This is a genomic window from Actinoplanes utahensis, from assembly GCF_016862455.1.
GTDB lineage: Bacteria > Actinomycetota > Actinomycetes > Mycobacteriales > Micromonosporaceae > Actinoplanes > Actinoplanes utahensis.
Genome location: NZ_BOMZ01000072.1, coordinates 44,955 through 60,962 on the forward strand (window position 1 = coordinate 44,955; position 16,008 = coordinate 60,962).

Here is a 16,008-nt window from a genome sequence, read left to right on the forward strand (position 1 = left end):
CCGTGTCGCACGTCCATACCGTCGATAAGTTGATCGTGACCAGTCAGGAACTCGAAAGACCATGTCGAGAGGAATGACCGTGACCGCCGTTTCGGACAATCGGGCCGCCACATTCGACCAGGACCTCGTGCGGAGGCTCGCCGCTCCGGACGACACCGAGGTGGCCGCCCTCGATGCCTGGTGGCGGGCGAACAATTACCTGACCATCGGTCAGATCTACCTGCAGGGCAACCCGCTGCTGCGCGAGCCGCTGAAGAGTGAGCACATCAAACCGCGCCTGCTCGGGCACTGGGGCACCAGCCCGGGCCTGTCGTTCGTCTACGCCCACGTCTCCCGGCTGATCAAGCAGACCGGGCAGCAGGCCATCTACCTGGCCGGTCCCGGGCACGGCGGCCCGGCGCTGGTCGCCGCCGGCTATCTGGAGGGCACCTACTCCGAGGTGTACCCGAAGGTGGATCTGTCCGAGGGCGGCCTGCTCCGGCTGTTCCGCCAGTTCTCCTCGCCCGGTGGCATCCCCAGCCACGTCAGCGTGACCACGCCCGGCTCCATCCACGAGGGCGGCGAGCTCGGCTACGTGCTGGTCCACGCGTTCGGCGCGGTGATGGACAATCCCGACCTGCTCGCCATCGCGGTGGTCGGTGACGGCGAGGCGGAGACCGGCCCCCTGGAGGGCTCCTGGAAGGGCGTCTCCTTCATCAACCCCGAGCACGACGGCGCGGTCCTGCCGATCCTGCACCTCAACGGCGCGAAGATCGCCGGCCCGACGGTGCTGGCCCGCAAGGACCCGGCCGAGGTGCGCAAACTCCTCGAGGGCCACGGGTACGACGTGATCGAGGTCGAGGGCGCCGACCTGCCGGGCATGCACCACCGGTTCGCGGCGGTGCTCGCCGAGGCGTGGGGCAAGATCAAGAGCATTCAGAGCGAGGCCCGCGGCGGTACGTGGGACGGCACCCGGCCGCGGTGGCCACTGATCGTCATGCGTACGCCCAAGGGCTGGACCGGACCCGAGAAGATCGACGGGATCCAGGTGACCGGCACGTGGCGCTCCCACCAGGTGCCGCTGTCCGGTGTCAAGGGCCACGAGGACCACCTGCGCGAGCTGGAGAAGTGGCTCAAGTCGTACCGGCCGGAGGAGCTGTTCGACGCGACCGGCGCCCCGGTGCAGCAGATCCGGGACATGGCCCCGCCCGGCGACCTGCGGATGAGCGCGACCCCGCACGCCAACGGCGGCCTGCTCACCAAGGACCTCGACATCCCGGACTTCCGGGACTACGCCGTCGACGTGAAGCGCCCCGCCGAGGGCCGCGCCGAGTCCACCCGCAAGCTGGGTGAGCTGATGCGCGACATCTACACCCGCAACCCCGACCGGTTCCGGCTGTTCTGCCCGGACGAGACCAACAGCAACCGGCTCGGCGCCGTGTTCGAGGTCTCCGACCGCGGCTTCATGGAGTCCGTCACCGGCGACGACGTGAAGATCAGCAACAAGGGCCGGGTCATGGAGGTGCTGTCCGAGCACAACTGCCACGGCTGGCTGGAGGGGTACAACCTCACCGGGCGGCACGGCATGTTCGCCACCTACGAGGCGTTCGCCATGGTCAGCGCGTCGCAGACGGTCCAGCACGGCAAGTGGCTCCAGGAGGCGTCGCACCTGCCCTGGCGGGCCAAGGTGCCGAGCCTGAACATCCTGCTCACCTCGACGGCCTGGCGCAACGACCACAACGGCTTCTCGCACCAGGGGCCCGGCCTGATCCAGGTGGTGCTCAACCAGCGGGGCACGGTCGCCCGCGTCTACCTGCCGCCGGACGCGAACACCCTGCTCTCGGTCGCCGATCACTGCTTCCGCTCGCGGTCGTACGTCAATCTGATCGTCATCGACAAGCAGCCGCAGCTGCAGTGGCTGACCATGGACCAGGCGATCGAGCACTGCGCCAAGGGCGCCGGCATCTGGGACTGGGCGGGCAACGACGACGGCGACCGGGACCCGGACGTCGTCCTGGCCTGCGCGGGTGACGTGGTGACCATGGAGACGGTGGCGGCCGCGCAGCTGCTGAAGGAGAAGCTGCCGCAGCTCAAGGTCCGGGTCGTCAACGTGGTCGACCTGATGGCCCTGCCGCGGCCGAAGGACCACCCGCACGGCATGACGGAGACGATGTTCCGCGAGCTGTTCACCGACCACGTGGACGTGGTGTTCGCCTTCCACGGCTACCCGGGCGCCATCCACCAGCTGGTGCACGGCCGGCCGGACGCCGACCGGTTCCGGGTCCGCGGCTTCATCGAGGAGGGCACCACCACCACGCCGTTCGACATGACGGTCCGCAACCGGGCGTCGCGGTACCACCTGGTGATCGACGCGATCAACAACGCGAAGCGGCTGCCGGCCGGCGCCAGCGAGCTGAAGTCCTGGTGCGAGTCGCAGCTGGAGAGGCACGAGAAGTACGTGGTCGAGCACCTGGAGGACATGCCGGAGGTGCGGGACTGGTCGCTCGGGGACTGGGCCCAGCACTGACCGTGCGCCGAGCCGGGGCACCGACCCGCCCCGGCTCGGCGCTCGTGATCTTCACGGTGGGAAATCCCACTGCACGGTGCTCGATGGTGAGCGTTACCGCGCGCGAGTCTTCAGATTCGCGCGCGGTTTGCGTATCGGAGTTCGCGAATCGGTCAGCAAGATCCAATCATTTCTTGCGAATCCTTGGCCGAGACCTGTCTCACCCTTTTATTCATCGGCCGGTAACGCGAAGGTGAGGGGAGCACAACACCCGTCGCTCGACGAAGAGGAAGGGGATCCCCTCTATGACCGCCACCCTGAACCCCTGGCCGACGACCCGGCAGGGCTCCACCGACCACCAGGTGCAGACCCTGCAGTACCTGCTGCTCGCCCACGGTCACACGGTCGCCATCGACGGCGTCTTCGGGTCCGAGACCGGCGACGCGGTACGCGCCGTCCAGCGGGCCAAGAACCTTCCCGACGACGGCATCGTCGACGCCGAGACGTGGAAGGCGCTGCTCATTCCGGTCCGGCCGGGCATGCGGGGCAGCGCGGTGCGCGGTCTTCAGGAGGAGTTCGCCCTCGACGGCGCCGACGGCATCTACGGGCCGAAGACCGAGGCGGCGATCCGTGACCTGCAGGCGTCGATCCGGGACGGGGGAGTGCCGGTCGAAGTGGACGGGGTGGTCGGCCCGCGTACGTGGCAGGCCCTGGTCAGCGGCCTGCGTGAGGCGGCCCCACTCTCCAAGGCCGCCTGATCGGGCGCTGACCGATGCCCCGCATCCCACACGGGAGCGGGGCATCGTCGTCTCACCGCCGCGTCACGGCGGAAACCCTCCCGGCGTACGCGGCCGGCCACCGATCGTCGTCGGCGTCAGCCGATGGTGCGGCGGGGCTCGTCCGGCAGTTCCGCCTCGATGTGCTCCTTACGCACCGCGCCGCCGACGGTCCGCTCCTCGGCGACGGTCTCCTTGCCCAGGCGCACCCGCTCGACCGGAACCGTCTCGGTGGTCACCACGGGACGCTCGGCGTGCAGGGTGACCTCGTGTTCGGACTCGGTGATGGCCGGTCCGCTGTAGGCGGCGTCGCGGTTGGCGGCGGTGATCGGCTCCCGTTCCAGCCGCACCTCCTCGTGCATGACCGGCACGGTGATCTGCTGCTGCTCGGTCACCACGTACTTGCGCAGCCGGGCCCGGCCGACCTGCTCCTTCTCGGTGTGAACGTTGAGGCGCTCCTCCGAGCGGGTCATCGCGTCGTCGCCCGCCGCCCGCCGGCCGGTGGCGGCCCGCGCGGTCGTGGCCGGCATGTCCTCGTCCATGATGCTGCCGTACTCGCCGGTCGCCTGGGCGCTCCCACCGGCCGTACGGAAGCTCTCGTCCCAGCTCATGTCGTAGTGCCGGTACAGCATCTCCACCTCGGCGTCGGCCAGCGGCTCGTCGGCGGCGGCGTCGATGTTCGGCGCGTCCTTGATCTGCGCCTTGTCGAACGGCACCACGAGCCGGTCGCCGGTCAGCTCGGCATGGTCGAGCGGCACCAGGGACTCGTTCCTGCCGAACAGGCCGGTACGCACGGAGGCCCAGGTCGGCCGGCCGGCCGAGTCGCTCCACATCGCTCCGACGCTGCCGACCCGGTCACCGTCGCGGTCGAAGACGTCACGCTCGTAAAGGGTGGGGATCTGCTCCTGCGTGATCATGGCACGCTCCTCTCAGTCGGTTACGGAGAGACATACCCTCGGTGATCGCCCTCAAGCGCGTGTCTTCGCAGTTCAAAGCGCTCATGCGGGCGAAGACATCCCGAACGGCGCGGCAGGTCGGTAACGCGGCGTGGTCAGCGGCGGACGGCGGCCGGGTCGAAACCGAACGGGAGCTCCAGACGGTGCGCGGCCATCAGGTCACGGTCGGCCAGCAGTTCGCCGGTGGGCGCGTCGGCGACGATCCGGCCGGCGTCCAGGATCACCGAACGGGGGCACAGCTCCAGCGCGTACGGCAGGTCGTGGGTCACCATCAGCACGGTCACCGGCAACGACTCGATGATCTCCGCCAGCTCACGGCGGCTGGCCGGGTCGAGGTTCGACGACGGCTCGTCCAGCACCAGGATCTCCGGGCGCATCGCCAGCACGGTGGCCACGGCCACCCGGCGCCGCTGGCCGAACGACAGGTGATGCGGGATCTGGTCACGGTGCTCCAGCATCCCCACGGCGGTCAGCGCCTCGGTGACACGAGCGTCCAGCTCGTCACCCCGTACCCCCAGATTGGCGGGACCGAAGGCGACGTCCTCCGCGACCGTCGGCATGAACAGCTGGTCGTCGGGATCCTGGAAGACGACGCCGACCCGGCGGCGGATCTCGGTGATCGCCTTGCGATCGCCGGGCGTCACCGGCAGCCCGGAGATCTCCACCCGGCCGGCGCCGCCGTGCAGGATGCCGTTGAGGTGCAGCACCAGGGTGGTCTTGCCGGCGCCGTTCGGCCCGAGCAGCGCCACCCGCTCGCCGGGCGTGAGGGTCAGGTCGACGCCGCGCAGCGCCTCCCGCCCGTCGGGGTAGGCGAAGGTGAGGCCGGTGATCCGGAGCGCCGCGGTCATGTGGTCATGGTAGGGCGGCGGCCGCGACGGCCATCCCGGCGGCGGCCACCGGCAGCGCCGACGAGATCGCCCACTCGCGGGCCGGCGCGCGGCCCGCGACCGACGGCATCGTCCCGGTGTAACCGCGGGACAGCATGGCCAGATAGACCCGCTCACCACGCTCGTAGGAGCGCAGGAACAGCGAGCCGACACCGACCGCGAACGCCTTGGCCTGCCAGAGGAACCGGGGGTCGTAGGCGCGGGCGAGCCGGGCGATCCGCATCCGGCGGGCGTCGTCGATCAGCACGTCGACGTAGCGCAGCATGAACGTCATGATCTGAGTGATCACGGCCGGGCAGCGTAGCCGGTCCAGGCCGCTGATCAGGTCCCGCATCGTGGTGGTGGCGGCCAGCAGCAGCGACGCCAGCACGCCGAGGGTGCCCTTGGCGACGATGTTCCACGCTCCGTACAGGCCGTCGACCGACAGCGACAGGCCGAGCCAGTCCACCCGCTCGCCGTGGCCGAAGATCGGCAGCAGCACGGCGAGCAGCACGAACGGCAGCTCGATGGTCGATCGTCGGAGCAGCCAGCCGGCCGGCACCCGGGCCGGCGCGGTGACCAGGGCGATCAGGACGGCGTAACCGGCGAAGGCGGTGAACTCCTCGCGCGGCGTGATCACCACGACCACGGTGAACAGCAGCACCGCCGCGATCTTGACCTCGGGGGAGAGCCGGTGCACCCGGCTGTCCCGGTCGAGGAAGAGGCGCTCCACCTACGCCTTCCGGCTGGGTTCGCGGCGCCGCAGCAGCCAGAACAGGCCGCCGCCGATCGCGAACGTGAGCAGCACCCCGGCGACCCCGGACAGGCCGGTGGAGAGGAACTCGTTGTCGATGCCCTTGACGCCGTAGTCGGCGAGCGGGCTGCCGGCGAGCTGGTGGTCCTGCTCCTGCTGGGCCATGCAGGTGCCGCCGGTGATCTCGTCGTCGGCGTTGAACGTGCAGCCCTCCCGGGCGGCGTGGTCCAGGCCGTCCGGGCTGCCGGACGCGAAGTTGCTGACCACGCCGGCCAGCAGCAGGGTGACCAGGAGGCCGGTGATCAGGAAGGTCTTCTTCTTCATGCGGGCACCTTGATCGGCTGGGCGCGGAAGGCGCGCAGGGCGTAGACCAGATCGGGGCGGACCTTCGCCACGGTGACCACGGTGCTGGCGGCGATCAGGCCCTCGACGACACCGATCAGCGTGTGCGTGCCGGCCATCGTCGCGGCGATCGCGCCCAGCGACAGCTCGGTGGTGCCGCCCAGCGCGTACTCCACCACGAAGCCCATCGCGGCGACCACGACACCGACGACCGAGGCGATCAGGGCCGTCGCGCCGAGCCCGCCGGTGGTCCGCGGCAGGATCCGCAGGAGCAGAGCGACCAGCAGGTACGCCGCCGCGGTGCCGAGCAGCGCCATGTTGGTGATGTTGAGACCGATCGCGGTCAGGCCGCCGTCGGCGAACACCAGCGCCTGCACCAGCAGCACGGTGGCCACGCACAGCGCGCCGACCCACGGGCCGACCAGGATCACCGCGAGGGTGCCGCCGAGCAGGTGGCCGGAGACGCCCGGGAGCACCTGGATGTTGAGCATCTGGACGGCGAAGATGAACGCCGCGACCAGACCCGCCATCGGGGCGAGCCGGTCGTCGAGGTCGACCTTGGCCCGCCACACGCAGACCGCGAGGCCCGCTGCCGCTATCGCTATGAAGATCGCCGAGACGGGACCGTTGATGATCCCGTTCGCGATGTGCATCGCCTGCACGTCCATGCGGTCAGCATATGAGTACAGGTGGTTGTTGCCTACAGTTGGCAACTAAGCCAGTGATGATCTTCACCCGACGATGACGTCCGCCACGTCCCGCCGGGGCGCCGCGGGACCCGGCAGGCCGTACCCCACCCGGAACGCGATCTGCGGGAACCCGGTCCGTCCCAGCGAACGGCGCAACTGGTCGCGGGCCGGCGGCACCTCGATCGGCTGCGAGATCATCGAGCTCGACAGCCCGGCGTCGGTCGCGGTCAGCAGCACGTGCTGCAGCGCCTGCCCGGCCATCAGCTGGTCCACCCGGCGGTCCCCGGACGTGCCGAGGATACCGACCAGCGGCTCCGGCTCGTAGTCACGGCCCGGCGCGCGCCGCCCCCCGCCGAAGTCCCGCTGCGGCAGCAGGTCCTGGGCCTCGGCCACCGCCGCGGCGGCCGCCACCGGGATCCCCTCCACCTCCGACGCGGTGTCCGTCCAGGTGATCAGCTCGGCCTGGTAGCGGGCGTCGCGGCGCAACACCCGGTCGGCGCTGTGCGCGATCTCCGAGAAACCCGACAGGGCCGTCATCCCGACCAGCAGGTCCAGCCAGGCGCCCTCCACCCGGGCCGCCTCGATCAACCGCATGCGCACGTCGGCCGGCACCGGATCCGGCCAGAACGGCCGGCGGTTGCTGTGCCGGCGCTCGATCGCCGCGTACAGATCCCGCTCGGTGTAGGTCGGCGGCCGGTGCGGGGCCGGGGTGAGACGGGCGATCAGATCCGGATCCTCGCCGTCCGGCAGCAGCCTCACCTCGGCCGGGGTGCCGGCCCAGGCCAGCGCCAGCCGGGCGTTGAAGGTCGCCGCGCCGAGCGCCAGCCGCAGAGCCCAGCCACCGCCGTCGGCGACGGACAGCTGACGGCCCGGATCGGCGAGCACCTCGACCGCGCCGTCACGCAGGCGGAACGCCCACGGCTGGCTGTTGTGCATGGAAGGAGCCCGGACTGCTGCCGCGGCGGCGCGCCGCAGGTCCGACAGGTCGTAGGCGTTCATGTCTCCACGGTGACGCGCCCGCCGGTTTCCGTTAAGGGCCGAAGGTCCCTAGGGGCACGCGCCAGGTGACCAGGGTGCCGCTGCCGTTCGAGCGGGGCCCGATCTCGAACGTGCCGCCCAGGTCGCCGGCCCGCTCGCCCATGTTGACGACACCACCGCGGGCCAGGCTCGGGTCGATGCCCACCCCGTCGTCCTCGACCTGCAGGATCACCTGCCCGCCGTCGATCCGGACCGAGACCCGCACACTGCGCGCCCCGGCGTGCCGGGCCACGTTCGACAGCGCCTCCCGCAGCACCGCGATCAGCTCCGGCACGATGTCGTCCGGCACCGCGCTCTCCACCGGGCCGGACGTCTCCAGCGTCGGCCGGAAACCGAGCGTGTCCAAGGCCGCGTCACAGGTGTCCCGCAGCTCCGTGCGCAGCGTCGCGTCGACCGGCGCCCGCAACTCGAAGATCGACCGGCGGATGTCGCGGATCGTCGCGTCCAGATCGTCGACCGCCGCGTTGATCCGCTTCACCACCTCCGGCCGCGTCCCGGCCGGGGCGACCGCGCCCTGCAACTGCATGCCGGTCGCGAACAGCCGCTGGATCACCACGTCGTGCAGGTCCCGGGCGATCCGCTCACGGTCCTCCAGCACGGCCAGCAACTCCCGCTCCTCCTGCGCCCGGGCCCGCTCCAGCGCCAGCGCCGCCTGCCCGGCGAACGTGGACAGCAGCGCCGCGTCGTCGACGCTGGCCGGGCGGCTCACGATCAACACCCCCTGCGGGGTGCTCTGCAACGGCGCGACCAGGGCCGGGCCGTCCGGCACCGGGGCGGGCCACTCGGCGGCCTCCCGCAGATCCTCGACCAGCCGGTACGACCCCTGGGCGTCGAACGCCGGCAGCACCTTGCCGGTCAGCGCCGAATCGGCGCCCTCCACCACCTCGACCCGGTAGCGGTCGCCGTCCGGCTCGTACAGCAGCACCAGAACCTGCTCGGCGTCGGCCACCTCGCGGGCCCGGCGGGCGATCAGCCGCAGCGCCTCGGTCCGGCGCACCCGGCCGACCAGCACCCCGGTGATCTCCGCGGCGGCCGACAGCCAGCGCTCCCGGCGCTGCGCCAGCGCGTACAGACGGGCGTTGTCGATCGCCACCCCGGCCGCGGCGGCCAGCGCCACCACGATCTCCTCGTCGTCCTCGGTGAACTCGTCGGCGCCCTGCTTCTCGGCCAGATAGAGATTGCCGAAGATCTGATCACGGGTACGGACCGGGACGCCGAGGAAACTGTGCATCGGCGGATGGTGCGGCGGGAAACCGTACGAGTCGGGATGCCTGGTGATGTCCGGCAGCCGCACCGGTCGCGGCTCGGTGATCAACAGGCCCAGCACGCCACGGCCGTGCGGCAGATCGCCGATCCGCGCGTGCGCCGCCGGATCGATGCCGTGCGTGACGAAGTCGGAGAGACTGCGCCGGTCCGCGGCCAGCACGCCGAGAGCGCCGTACCGCGCGCCGGCCAGCGTGCACGCCGCCTCGACGATCCGCTGCAGAGTGCTGCTGAGGTCGAGGTCGGTCCCGATGCCGACCACCGCGTCGAGCAGCGCCCGCAGCCGCTCCCGGCTGGTGACGATGTCGCCGACCCGGTTCTGCATCTCCTGCAGCAACTCGTCGAGCCGGACCCGGGAGAGCGGACTGAGCCCCAGCGAGGGTGTCGATGCTTCGGCCACGTGCCGAGACTATCGGGAGGGACTTTGGTCCCTAGGTGACCGGGCCGTCGAGAAGGTAGGAATGAGACATGATCCGAGTCTTCCTCCTCGACGACCACGAAGTCGTCCGCCGCGGCCTCGTCGACCTGCTCCAGGCCGGCGGGGACATCGAGGTGGTCGGTGAATCCGGGTCCGCCCAGGAGGCGGCCCGGCGCATCCCCGCCCTGCGCCCCGACGTGGCCGTCCTCGACGCCCGCCTGCCCGACGGCAACGGCATCGACGTGTGCCGCGACGTGCGGGCCGTCGACTCCTCCATCAAGGGCCTCATCCTCACCTCCTACGAGGACGACGAGGCCCTGTTCGCCGCGATCATGGCGGGCGCCTCCGGTTACGTGCTCAAGCAGATCCGCGGCACCGACCTGGTCGACGCCGTCCGCCGGGTCGCCGCCGGCCAGTCCCTGCTCGACCCGGCGGTCACCCAGCGTGTCCTGGAGCGCATCCGCAACGGTGTCGAGCAGCCGCGGGAACTGGCCTCGCTGACCGATCAGGAGCGGCGCATCCTGGAGTTCGTCGCCGAGGGCCTCACCAACCGGGAGATCGCCGGCCGGATGTTCCTCGCCGAGAAGACGGTCAAGAACTACGTGTCCAGCCTGCTCGCCAAGCTCGGCCTGGAACGGCGTACGCAGGCCGCCGTCCTGGCCACCAAACTCCTCGGCGACCATCCCTCCCGGCACTGAGAAACCCCTTCCCCGGTACGGGCCACGCAGCGTCCCGTGACTCGCGGCGGCCACGGCAGGCGTTCCCGCACGGCCGTCCCCCGGGTGCGGGACATGCATGCCCGTCCCGGTCACCCCCGGTCGCGGCAGAGCGGTCCCTCACGGTCGTCCCCCGGGTGCGGCTGAAGATCTGGCGGAGCGGCGCCGGGTGGCCAGATCCGCGTGCGGAGTTCCGCGGCCCGCTTCGGGGTTGTTCTGTGGCCGAATCCTCCTCAAAATCTCCGTACAAGATCGGGGCCTGTCGGAGATCTTGTTCGATCAGGGTCGATCTCCGGGCTCCATCGAACAAGATCAGGCGGGATCTCGGCTTCTGTGCTTTTTATGGCATCTTTCCGGGCATTTCGGATCGCTGAGCTTGATAGGCGCCGCGGTCCGCCTTTCCGTATCGGCCGCCTGGTTCGGTGCTGACCGATGGCGACCGGTAGAGGTGTCGCGGTCTGCTCGTCCGTATCGGTCGCCTCGTGTTCTTTGGTCGAGCCGGTGGCCTGCCACCGGCTCGATGCCCGCATGAGCCGGGCGGTCCGTCGCCGGCCGGCACGATTCCCCTCGAAGGACCACGATGAGCAAGCTCCGCCAGCGGCTGTCCCGGTGGGTGCAGTCGCGGACCATGCCCGGTCTCACGCCGGGCCCCTACGACATCACCGTCCGGAAGAACCTGCGGGTGCCGATGGACGACGGTGTGGAACTGCTCGCCGATCTGATCATCCCGGAGGGGGTGGGGACGGCGCTGCCGACGATCGTGATCCGGGGACCGTACGGCCGCAGCGGCGCGGTCGCCGGGCAGGCCCGTGCGCTGGCCCGGGAGGGTTTCCCGGTGCTGTTCCAGAGTTGCCGGGGCACCTGGGGCTCCGGTGGTGTGTTCACCCCGCAGATCGACGAGCAGCGCGACGGCGTCGCCACCCACCGGTGGGTGCGCAGGCAGCCCTGGTTCACCGGCACGGTCGCGACGTTCGGGCCGAGTTACATGGGTTTCACCCAGTGGGCGGTGGCCGGGCACCTGGCGCGGGAGGAGCCGGAGAACGCGCCGGACGCCCTGTGCCTGCTCGTGACGATGCCCGATTTCGGGGCGATCACGTGGGACAACGCCGCTTTCTCGCTGCGCAACGCGCTGGGCTGGACGCAGATGATGGACCGGATGATCCGCCGGGACATGCTGCCGCTGCTGCTCGGCATGGTGCGCCCGGATCCGAAGCTGCGGCGCGGGTTCGGCACGCTGCCGCTGGCGGACGGCGATCTGGTGGCGACCGGCCGCCGGGTGCACTGGTATCAGGATTGGGTGCGGCACGAGCGGCTCACCGACGAGTACTGGACGCGGCAGTCGCACACCGCCTCGTTGCCGGACGTGACCGCGCCGGTCTACATGATCACCGGCTGGTACGACATCTTCCTGCCCTGGCAGATCCGCAATCACGCCCAGCTCACCGCCGCCGGCCGTCCGCCGCGGCTGACCATCGGCCCGTGGGGGCATTCGGACCGGGCGATGGGCGCCACCGCGATCGCCGAGTCGGCCGCGTTCCTGCGGGAGCACTTCGCCGGTGGGCCGGGTGGCCGGTCCGCGCCGGTCCGCGCGTTCCGTACCGGCGCGCAGCAGTGGCACGACCTGCCGTCCTGGCCGCCGCCCGGGGTGATCGGCGGGACGTGGCATCTGCACGCGTCCGGCCGCCTGCATCCGGACCTGCCGGACGGGGGTGTGACCTCCTACGTCTACGACCCGGACGATCCGACCCCGGCGGTCGGCGGGCCGAGTCTGGAACCGAGGCAGGGGCCGTCGGACAACGCCGCGCACGAGGCCCGTACCGACGTGGTGGTGTTCCGTGGTGAACCGCTCGCCGGGCCGGTCACGGTCGCCGGCACGCCGGTGGCGCGGATCGGGTTCCGGTCGTCGCAGCCGAGCGCCGACGTGTTCGTGCGGATCTGTGACGTGCATCCGGACGGCCGGGTGATGACGGTCGGCGACGGCATCCGCCGGATCGGCGGTGTCGCCGCGGCCGGCACCGATCCGCCGGCCGGCGAGGACGGGTTCCGGGAGGTCGCGGTGGAGCTGTGGCCGGTGTTCCACGAGTTCGGGGCGGGTCACCGGGTCAGCGTGCAGGTCAGTTCGGGCGCTCATCCGCGGTACGCCCGTAACCCGGGTTCCGGCGACCCGGCCGCGACGGCGGCCGCCACCCACCGGGCCACGCAGGAGATCTCGCATTCCCCGGCCCGCCCGTCCGGCGTCGAGCTGCCGCTGTGGCGCCACCCGTGAGCGCGCCCCCGGTTCGCGGTCGGGAGGCCGCCCACCTCGAGCAGTCGATCTTCGTAGCGTCGCCGGTCCGGGCGGCGGGCACGGTTCGTTACACCGCCTACCGGGTCACCTGAGTCACGGCCAGGCCAGCGATCCGATCTGCGGGTGGACCGTCTGGGCGCCGTTGGGCCGGGCGATCGGCCGGGGCGCCGGGATGACGGAGGAGTCGGGGTGGACGATCTTCGGGGCCGGCTGCGGGGGGCCGATCACCGACGGGCCGGGGGTCTCGCAGATCGTGCGGGTCGGGCATCCGGCGGCGGCCGGTCCCGCCGTGACCACCGCGCCCGCGGCGATCCCGAGACCGGCTGCCAGGAGGGTCAGCTTGTTCATGATGCGAGTCCACCACCGGGGGACCGGGCCCGTGCCGCACTCGCCGATCGATGGACCGTTCACCTGATGGGACACGGACTGAACAGCGGATCAGTAGACGGTCAGGCCGCGGGCGCGGAACCGGCCGCGGACCCGATCGAGCAGTCCCGCGTCCGGGGCGGGGGTGCGGGCCAGCGGGAAGGGCAGGTCGAGGGCGGCGTACTTGGCGGCGCCCAGACGGTGGAAGGGCAGGACCTCGACCCGTTCCACGCTGGTGATCGAGGCGGCGATGTCGGCGACCGCCTCGACGTTGCCGTCGCCGTCGGTGAGGCCGGGCACCAGGACGAAACGGATCCAGATCGGGATGCCGCGATCGGCCAGCCGATGCGCGAACGTCACGGTCGGTTCCAGGGTTCCGGTCCGGGTGACCCGGTGGTACGTCTCCTCGTCGCCGGCCTTGACGTCCAGCAGCACCAGATCGGTCACGTCGAGCAGTTCGTCCGGCGCCTTGGCGCCGAGGTAGCCGCTGGTGTCCAGGGCGGTGTGGATGCCTCTCTCGTGGCAGCGGGTGAAGACCGCCCGGACGAACTCGGGCTGTTGCAGGGCCTCGCCACCGCTGAGCGTCACCCCGCCCCGGGCGACCTTGATGAACCGCTCGTATCGCGCGATCTCCGCCATCAGGTCGTCGGCGGTCGTCGGTCGGCCGCTGCGCCGGTACCAGGTGTCCGGGCTGTGGCAGTACTGGCAGCGCAGCGGGCACCCGGCCAGGAACGCGACGAATCGCGTCCCCGGCCCGTCGACGCCGGTGGAGACGTCGAACGAGTGCACACTCCCGGTGATGGTCTCGGCGGTCACAGCGAGCCGTGGAAGGTCCGCGAGATGACGTCCCGCTGCTGTTCCCTGGTCAGCCGCACGAAGTTGACGGCGTAGCCGGAGACCCGGATGGTCAGCTGCGGGTACTTCTCGGGGTGCGCCATCGCGTCCTCGAGGGTGGCCCGGTCGAGGACGTTGACGTTCATGTGGAACCCGCCGCCGTCGGTGTAGCCGTCGAGGACGCCGACCAGGTTGCCGGTCTGTTCCTCGGTGGTGCGGCCGAGGCCGTCCGGGGTCGACGTGATGGTCAGCGAGATGCCGTCGCGGGCGCTGCGGTACGGCAGTTTCGCCACCGACAGGGCCGCCGCCACCAGGCCGTGCTTGTCGCGCCCGTTCATCGGGTTGGCGCCCGGCGCGAACGGCTCGCCGAGCCGCCGGCCGTCCGGGGTGTTGCCGGTGTGCTTGCCGTAGACCACGTTCGAGGTGATCGTCAGGACCGACAGGCTCGGCTCGGCGCCCCGGTACATCGGCTGGCGGCGGATCTTGGCCATGAACCGCTCGACCAGGTCCACCGCGATCGCGTCGACCCGGTCGTCGTTGTTGCCGAACATGGGGAAGTCGCCGTCCACCGCGTAGTCCACGACCAGACCGCTGTCGTCCCGGATCGCCTTCACCTGCGCGTGCTTGATCGCGGACAGGCTGTCGGCGGCGACCGAGAGGCCGGCGATGCCGGTCGCCAGGAACCGGTGCACCGGGTAGTCGTGCAGGGCCATCTCGAGGCGCTCGTACGCGTACTTGTCGTGCATGTAGTGGATGACGTTGAGCGCGTCCACGTACGTCTCGGCCAGCCAGTCGAGGGTCCTGTCGAACCTGTCGAAGACCTCGTCGTAGTCGAGGACGTCCTCGGTCAGCGGGTCCGTGGCCGGCGCCACCTGAGCCCCGCTGATCTCGTCCCGGCCACCGTTGATGGCGTACAGCAGCGCCTTCGCCAGATTCGCCCGGGCCCCGAACAACTGCATGTCCTTGCCGACCCGCATGCCCGACACGCAGCAGGCGATCGCCGCGTCGTCGCTCAGGTACGGCCGCAGCAGGTCGTCGTTCTCGTACTGGATGCTGCTGGTGTCGATGCTGACCCGCGCGCAGAACCGCTTGAAGCCCTCCGGCAGCCGCGGCGACCAGAGCACCGTCATGTTCGGCTCCGGCGCCGGGCCCAGGTTGTAGAGCGTCTGCAGGTACCGGAAGCTGGTGCGGGTCACCAGCGGCCGGTCGTCGGCGCCGATGCCGCCGATCGACTCGGTGACCCAGGTGGGGTCGCCGGAGAACAGTTCGTCGTACTCCGGTGTGCGCAGGAACCGCACGATCCGCAGTTTGATCACGAAGTCGTCGATCAGTTCCTGGGCGAACTCCTCGGTGATCCGGCCCTCGGCCAGGTCCCGCTGCAGGTAGATGTCCAGGAAGGACGACGTGCGGCCGAGCGACATGGCCGCGCCGTTCTGCTCCTTGGTGGCGGCCAGGTACGCGAAGTACAGCCACTGGACGGCCTCCCGCGCTCCGGTGGCCGGGCCGGAGATGTCGAAACCGTAGGCGGCGGCCATCTCCTTGAGCTCGCCCAGCGCGCGGATCTGCTCGGCGATCTCCTCCCGGTCGCGGATCACGTCGGCGACCGACAGCCGGTCGTTCAGGGCCGTCTTGATCGCCGTGCGCTCGGCGATCAGGTGGTCCACGCCGTAGAGGGCGACCCGGCGGTAGTCGCCGATGATGCGGCCACGGCCGTACGCGTCGGGCAGGCCGGTGATGATGTGCGAGCGGCGGGCGGCCAGGACGTCGGCCGGGTACGCGTCGAACACGCCGGCGTTGTGGGTCTTGCGGTAGGACGTGAAGACCTTCTTGAGATCGGGGCCGAGTTCGCGGCCGTACGCCTGGAGCCCGCCCTCGACCATCCGCAGCCCGCCGAACGGCATGATCGCCCGGCGCAGCGGCGCGTCGGTCTGCAGGCCGACGATCAGCTCGGTGTCCCGGTCGATCCAGCCGGGGGAGTGGGCGGTGATCGTCGACGGGGTGGTGGCGTCCACGTCGTAGATGCCGTTGGCGCGTTCCACGGCGAACATCGCGGACAGCCTGTCCCAGAGGGCGGTGGTCCGCGCGGTCGCGCCGGTAAGGAAGGCGGCGTCACCGTCGTACGGCAGGACGTTGTCGTGGATGAAGCCGGCCACGTCGATCCGGGTGCGCCATCCGGTGCCGGTGAAACCACGCCACGCGTGCGTGTTCTGCTGCATGA

The 16,008-nt window shown here is 70.9% G+C and carries 14 protein-coding genes; 4 read left to right on the forward strand and 10 right to left on the reverse strand.

The window, feature by feature from the left end:
* Positions 1 to 73: 73 nt before the first annotated feature.
* A complete protein-coding gene (locus Aut01nite_RS24760; protein ID WP_052163168.1) occupies positions 74 to 2,506 on the forward strand; it encodes a phosphoketolase family protein in 2,433 nt (810 codons plus the stop codon).
* A gap of 284 nt (positions 2,507 to 2,790) precedes the next feature.
* The gene (locus tag Aut01nite_RS24765; RefSeq protein WP_043522330.1) at positions 2,791 to 3,243 is read left to right on the forward strand and encodes a peptidoglycan-binding domain-containing protein; all 453 of its coding nucleotides are present in this window, start codon (positions 2,791 to 2,793) and stop codon (positions 3,241 to 3,243) included.
* A gap of 116 nt (positions 3,244 to 3,359) precedes the next feature.
* On the opposite strand, the gene Aut01nite_RS24770 is transcribed toward Aut01nite_RS24765, so the two are convergent.
* The 7 genes from Aut01nite_RS24770 to Aut01nite_RS24800 form a co-directional block, all read right to left on the reverse strand.
* Positions 3,360 to 4,178 (reverse strand): DUF2382 domain-containing protein, encoded by an 819-nt coding sequence (locus Aut01nite_RS24770; RefSeq protein WP_043522332.1) that lies wholly within the window; start codon positions 4,176 to 4,178, stop codon positions 3,360 to 3,362.
* Between the two features lie 134 nt (positions 4,179 to 4,312).
* Entirely contained in the window at positions 4,313 to 5,065 is a 753-nt protein-coding gene (locus Aut01nite_RS24775; RefSeq protein ID WP_043522333.1) for an energy-coupling factor ABC transporter ATP-binding protein, read from the reverse strand.
* Between the two features lie 4 nt (positions 5,066 to 5,069).
* On the reverse strand, positions 5,070 to 5,816 hold the full coding sequence (gene cbiQ, locus Aut01nite_RS24780) for a cobalt ECF transporter T component CbiQ (RefSeq protein ID WP_043522335.1): 747 nt from the start codon (positions 5,814 to 5,816) through the stop codon (positions 5,070 to 5,072).
* A complete protein-coding gene (locus Aut01nite_RS24785; RefSeq protein ID WP_043522336.1) occupies positions 5,817 to 6,161 on the reverse strand; it encodes a PDGLE domain-containing protein in 345 nt (114 codons plus the stop codon).
* Complete coding sequence (locus Aut01nite_RS24790; protein ID WP_043522338.1) at positions 6,158 to 6,847, reverse strand: energy-coupling factor ABC transporter permease; 690 nt, start codon at positions 6,845 to 6,847, stop codon at positions 6,158 to 6,160. The genes Aut01nite_RS24785 and Aut01nite_RS24790 overlap by 4 nt, the downstream gene beginning before the upstream one ends.
* Before the next feature lie 63 nt (positions 6,848 to 6,910).
* Positions 6,911 to 7,867, reverse strand: a complete 957-nt coding sequence (locus tag Aut01nite_RS24795) for an Acg family FMN-binding oxidoreductase (RefSeq protein WP_043522340.1) — start codon at positions 7,865 to 7,867, stop codon at positions 6,911 to 6,913.
* Between the two features lie 31 nt (positions 7,868 to 7,898).
* Positions 7,899 to 9,494 (reverse strand): GAF domain-containing sensor histidine kinase, encoded by a 1,596-nt coding sequence (locus Aut01nite_RS24800; RefSeq protein ID WP_236642516.1) that lies wholly within the window; start codon positions 9,492 to 9,494, stop codon positions 7,899 to 7,901.
* A 143-nt stretch (positions 9,495 to 9,637) separates the two neighbouring features.
* Here Aut01nite_RS24800 and Aut01nite_RS24805 point away from each other — a divergent pair, with 143 nt between their 5' ends.
* Positions 9,638 to 10,285, forward strand: a complete 648-nt coding sequence (locus tag Aut01nite_RS24805) for a response regulator (RefSeq protein WP_043522343.1) — start codon at positions 9,638 to 9,640, stop codon at positions 10,283 to 10,285.
* A 598-nt stretch (positions 10,286 to 10,883) separates the two neighbouring features.
* Entirely contained in the window at positions 10,884 to 12,569 is a 1,686-nt protein-coding gene (locus tag Aut01nite_RS24810; RefSeq protein ID WP_204037673.1) for a CocE/NonD family hydrolase, read from the forward strand.
* Between the two features lie 114 nt (positions 12,570 to 12,683).
* On the opposite strand, the gene Aut01nite_RS24815 is transcribed toward Aut01nite_RS24810, so the two are convergent.
* From Aut01nite_RS24815 to pflB, 3 genes are all read right to left on the reverse strand, one after another.
* Positions 12,684 to 12,938 carry a hypothetical protein gene (locus tag Aut01nite_RS24815; RefSeq protein WP_152628473.1) on the reverse strand — a complete coding sequence of 85 codons (255 nt, stop codon included), beginning with the start codon at positions 12,936 to 12,938 and terminating at the stop codon, positions 12,684 to 12,686.
* A gap of 90 nt (positions 12,939 to 13,028) precedes the next feature.
* The gene (pflA, locus tag Aut01nite_RS24820; protein WP_204037675.1) at positions 13,029 to 13,772 is read right to left on the reverse strand and encodes a pyruvate formate-lyase-activating protein; all 744 of its coding nucleotides are present in this window, start codon (positions 13,770 to 13,772) and stop codon (positions 13,029 to 13,031) included.
* Complete coding sequence (gene pflB / locus Aut01nite_RS24825; protein ID WP_043522347.1) at positions 13,769 to 16,006, reverse strand: formate C-acetyltransferase; 2,238 nt, start codon at positions 16,004 to 16,006, stop codon at positions 13,769 to 13,771. The genes pflA and pflB overlap by 4 nt, the downstream gene beginning before the upstream one ends.
* Positions 16,007 to 16,008 lie beyond the last annotated feature (2 nt).

Coding starts and splice junctions, on each gene's coding strand:
- Aut01nite_RS24760 (WP_052163168.1), top strand. CDS start 74: ATGACCGTGACCGCCGTTTCGGACAATCGGGCCGCCACATTCGACCAG.
- Aut01nite_RS24765 (WP_043522330.1), top strand. CDS start 2,791: ATGACCGCCACCCTGAACCCCTGGCCGACGACCCGGCAGGGCTCCACC.
- Aut01nite_RS24770 (WP_043522332.1), bottom strand. CDS start 4,178: ATGATCACGCAGGAGCAGATCCCCACCCTTTACGAGCGTGACGTCTTC.
- Aut01nite_RS24775 (WP_043522333.1), bottom strand. CDS start 5,065: ATGACCGCGGCGCTCCGGATCACCGGCCTCACCTTCGCCTACCCCGAC.
- Aut01nite_RS24785 (WP_043522336.1), bottom strand. CDS start 6,161: ATGAAGAAGAAGACCTTCCTGATCACCGGCCTCCTGGTCACCCTGCTG.
- Aut01nite_RS24790 (WP_043522338.1), bottom strand. CDS start 6,847: ATGGACGTGCAGGCGATGCACATCGCGAACGGGATCATCAACGGTCCC.
- Aut01nite_RS24795 (WP_043522340.1), bottom strand. CDS start 7,867: ATGAACGCCTACGACCTGTCGGACCTGCGGCGCGCCGCCGCGGCAGCA.
- Aut01nite_RS24800 (WP_236642516.1), bottom strand. CDS start 9,494: ATGCAGAACCGGGTCGGCGACATCGTCACCAGCCGGGAGCGGCTGCGG.
- Aut01nite_RS24805 (WP_043522343.1), top strand. CDS start 9,638: ATGATCCGAGTCTTCCTCCTCGACGACCACGAAGTCGTCCGCCGCGGC.
- Aut01nite_RS24810 (WP_204037673.1), top strand. CDS start 10,884: ATGAGCAAGCTCCGCCAGCGGCTGTCCCGGTGGGTGCAGTCGCGGACC.
- Aut01nite_RS24815 (WP_152628473.1), bottom strand. CDS start 12,938: ATGAACAAGCTGACCCTCCTGGCAGCCGGTCTCGGGATCGCCGCGGGC.
- pflB (WP_043522347.1), bottom strand. CDS start 16,006: ATGCAGCAGAACACGCACGCGTGGCGTGGTTTCACCGGCACCGGATGG.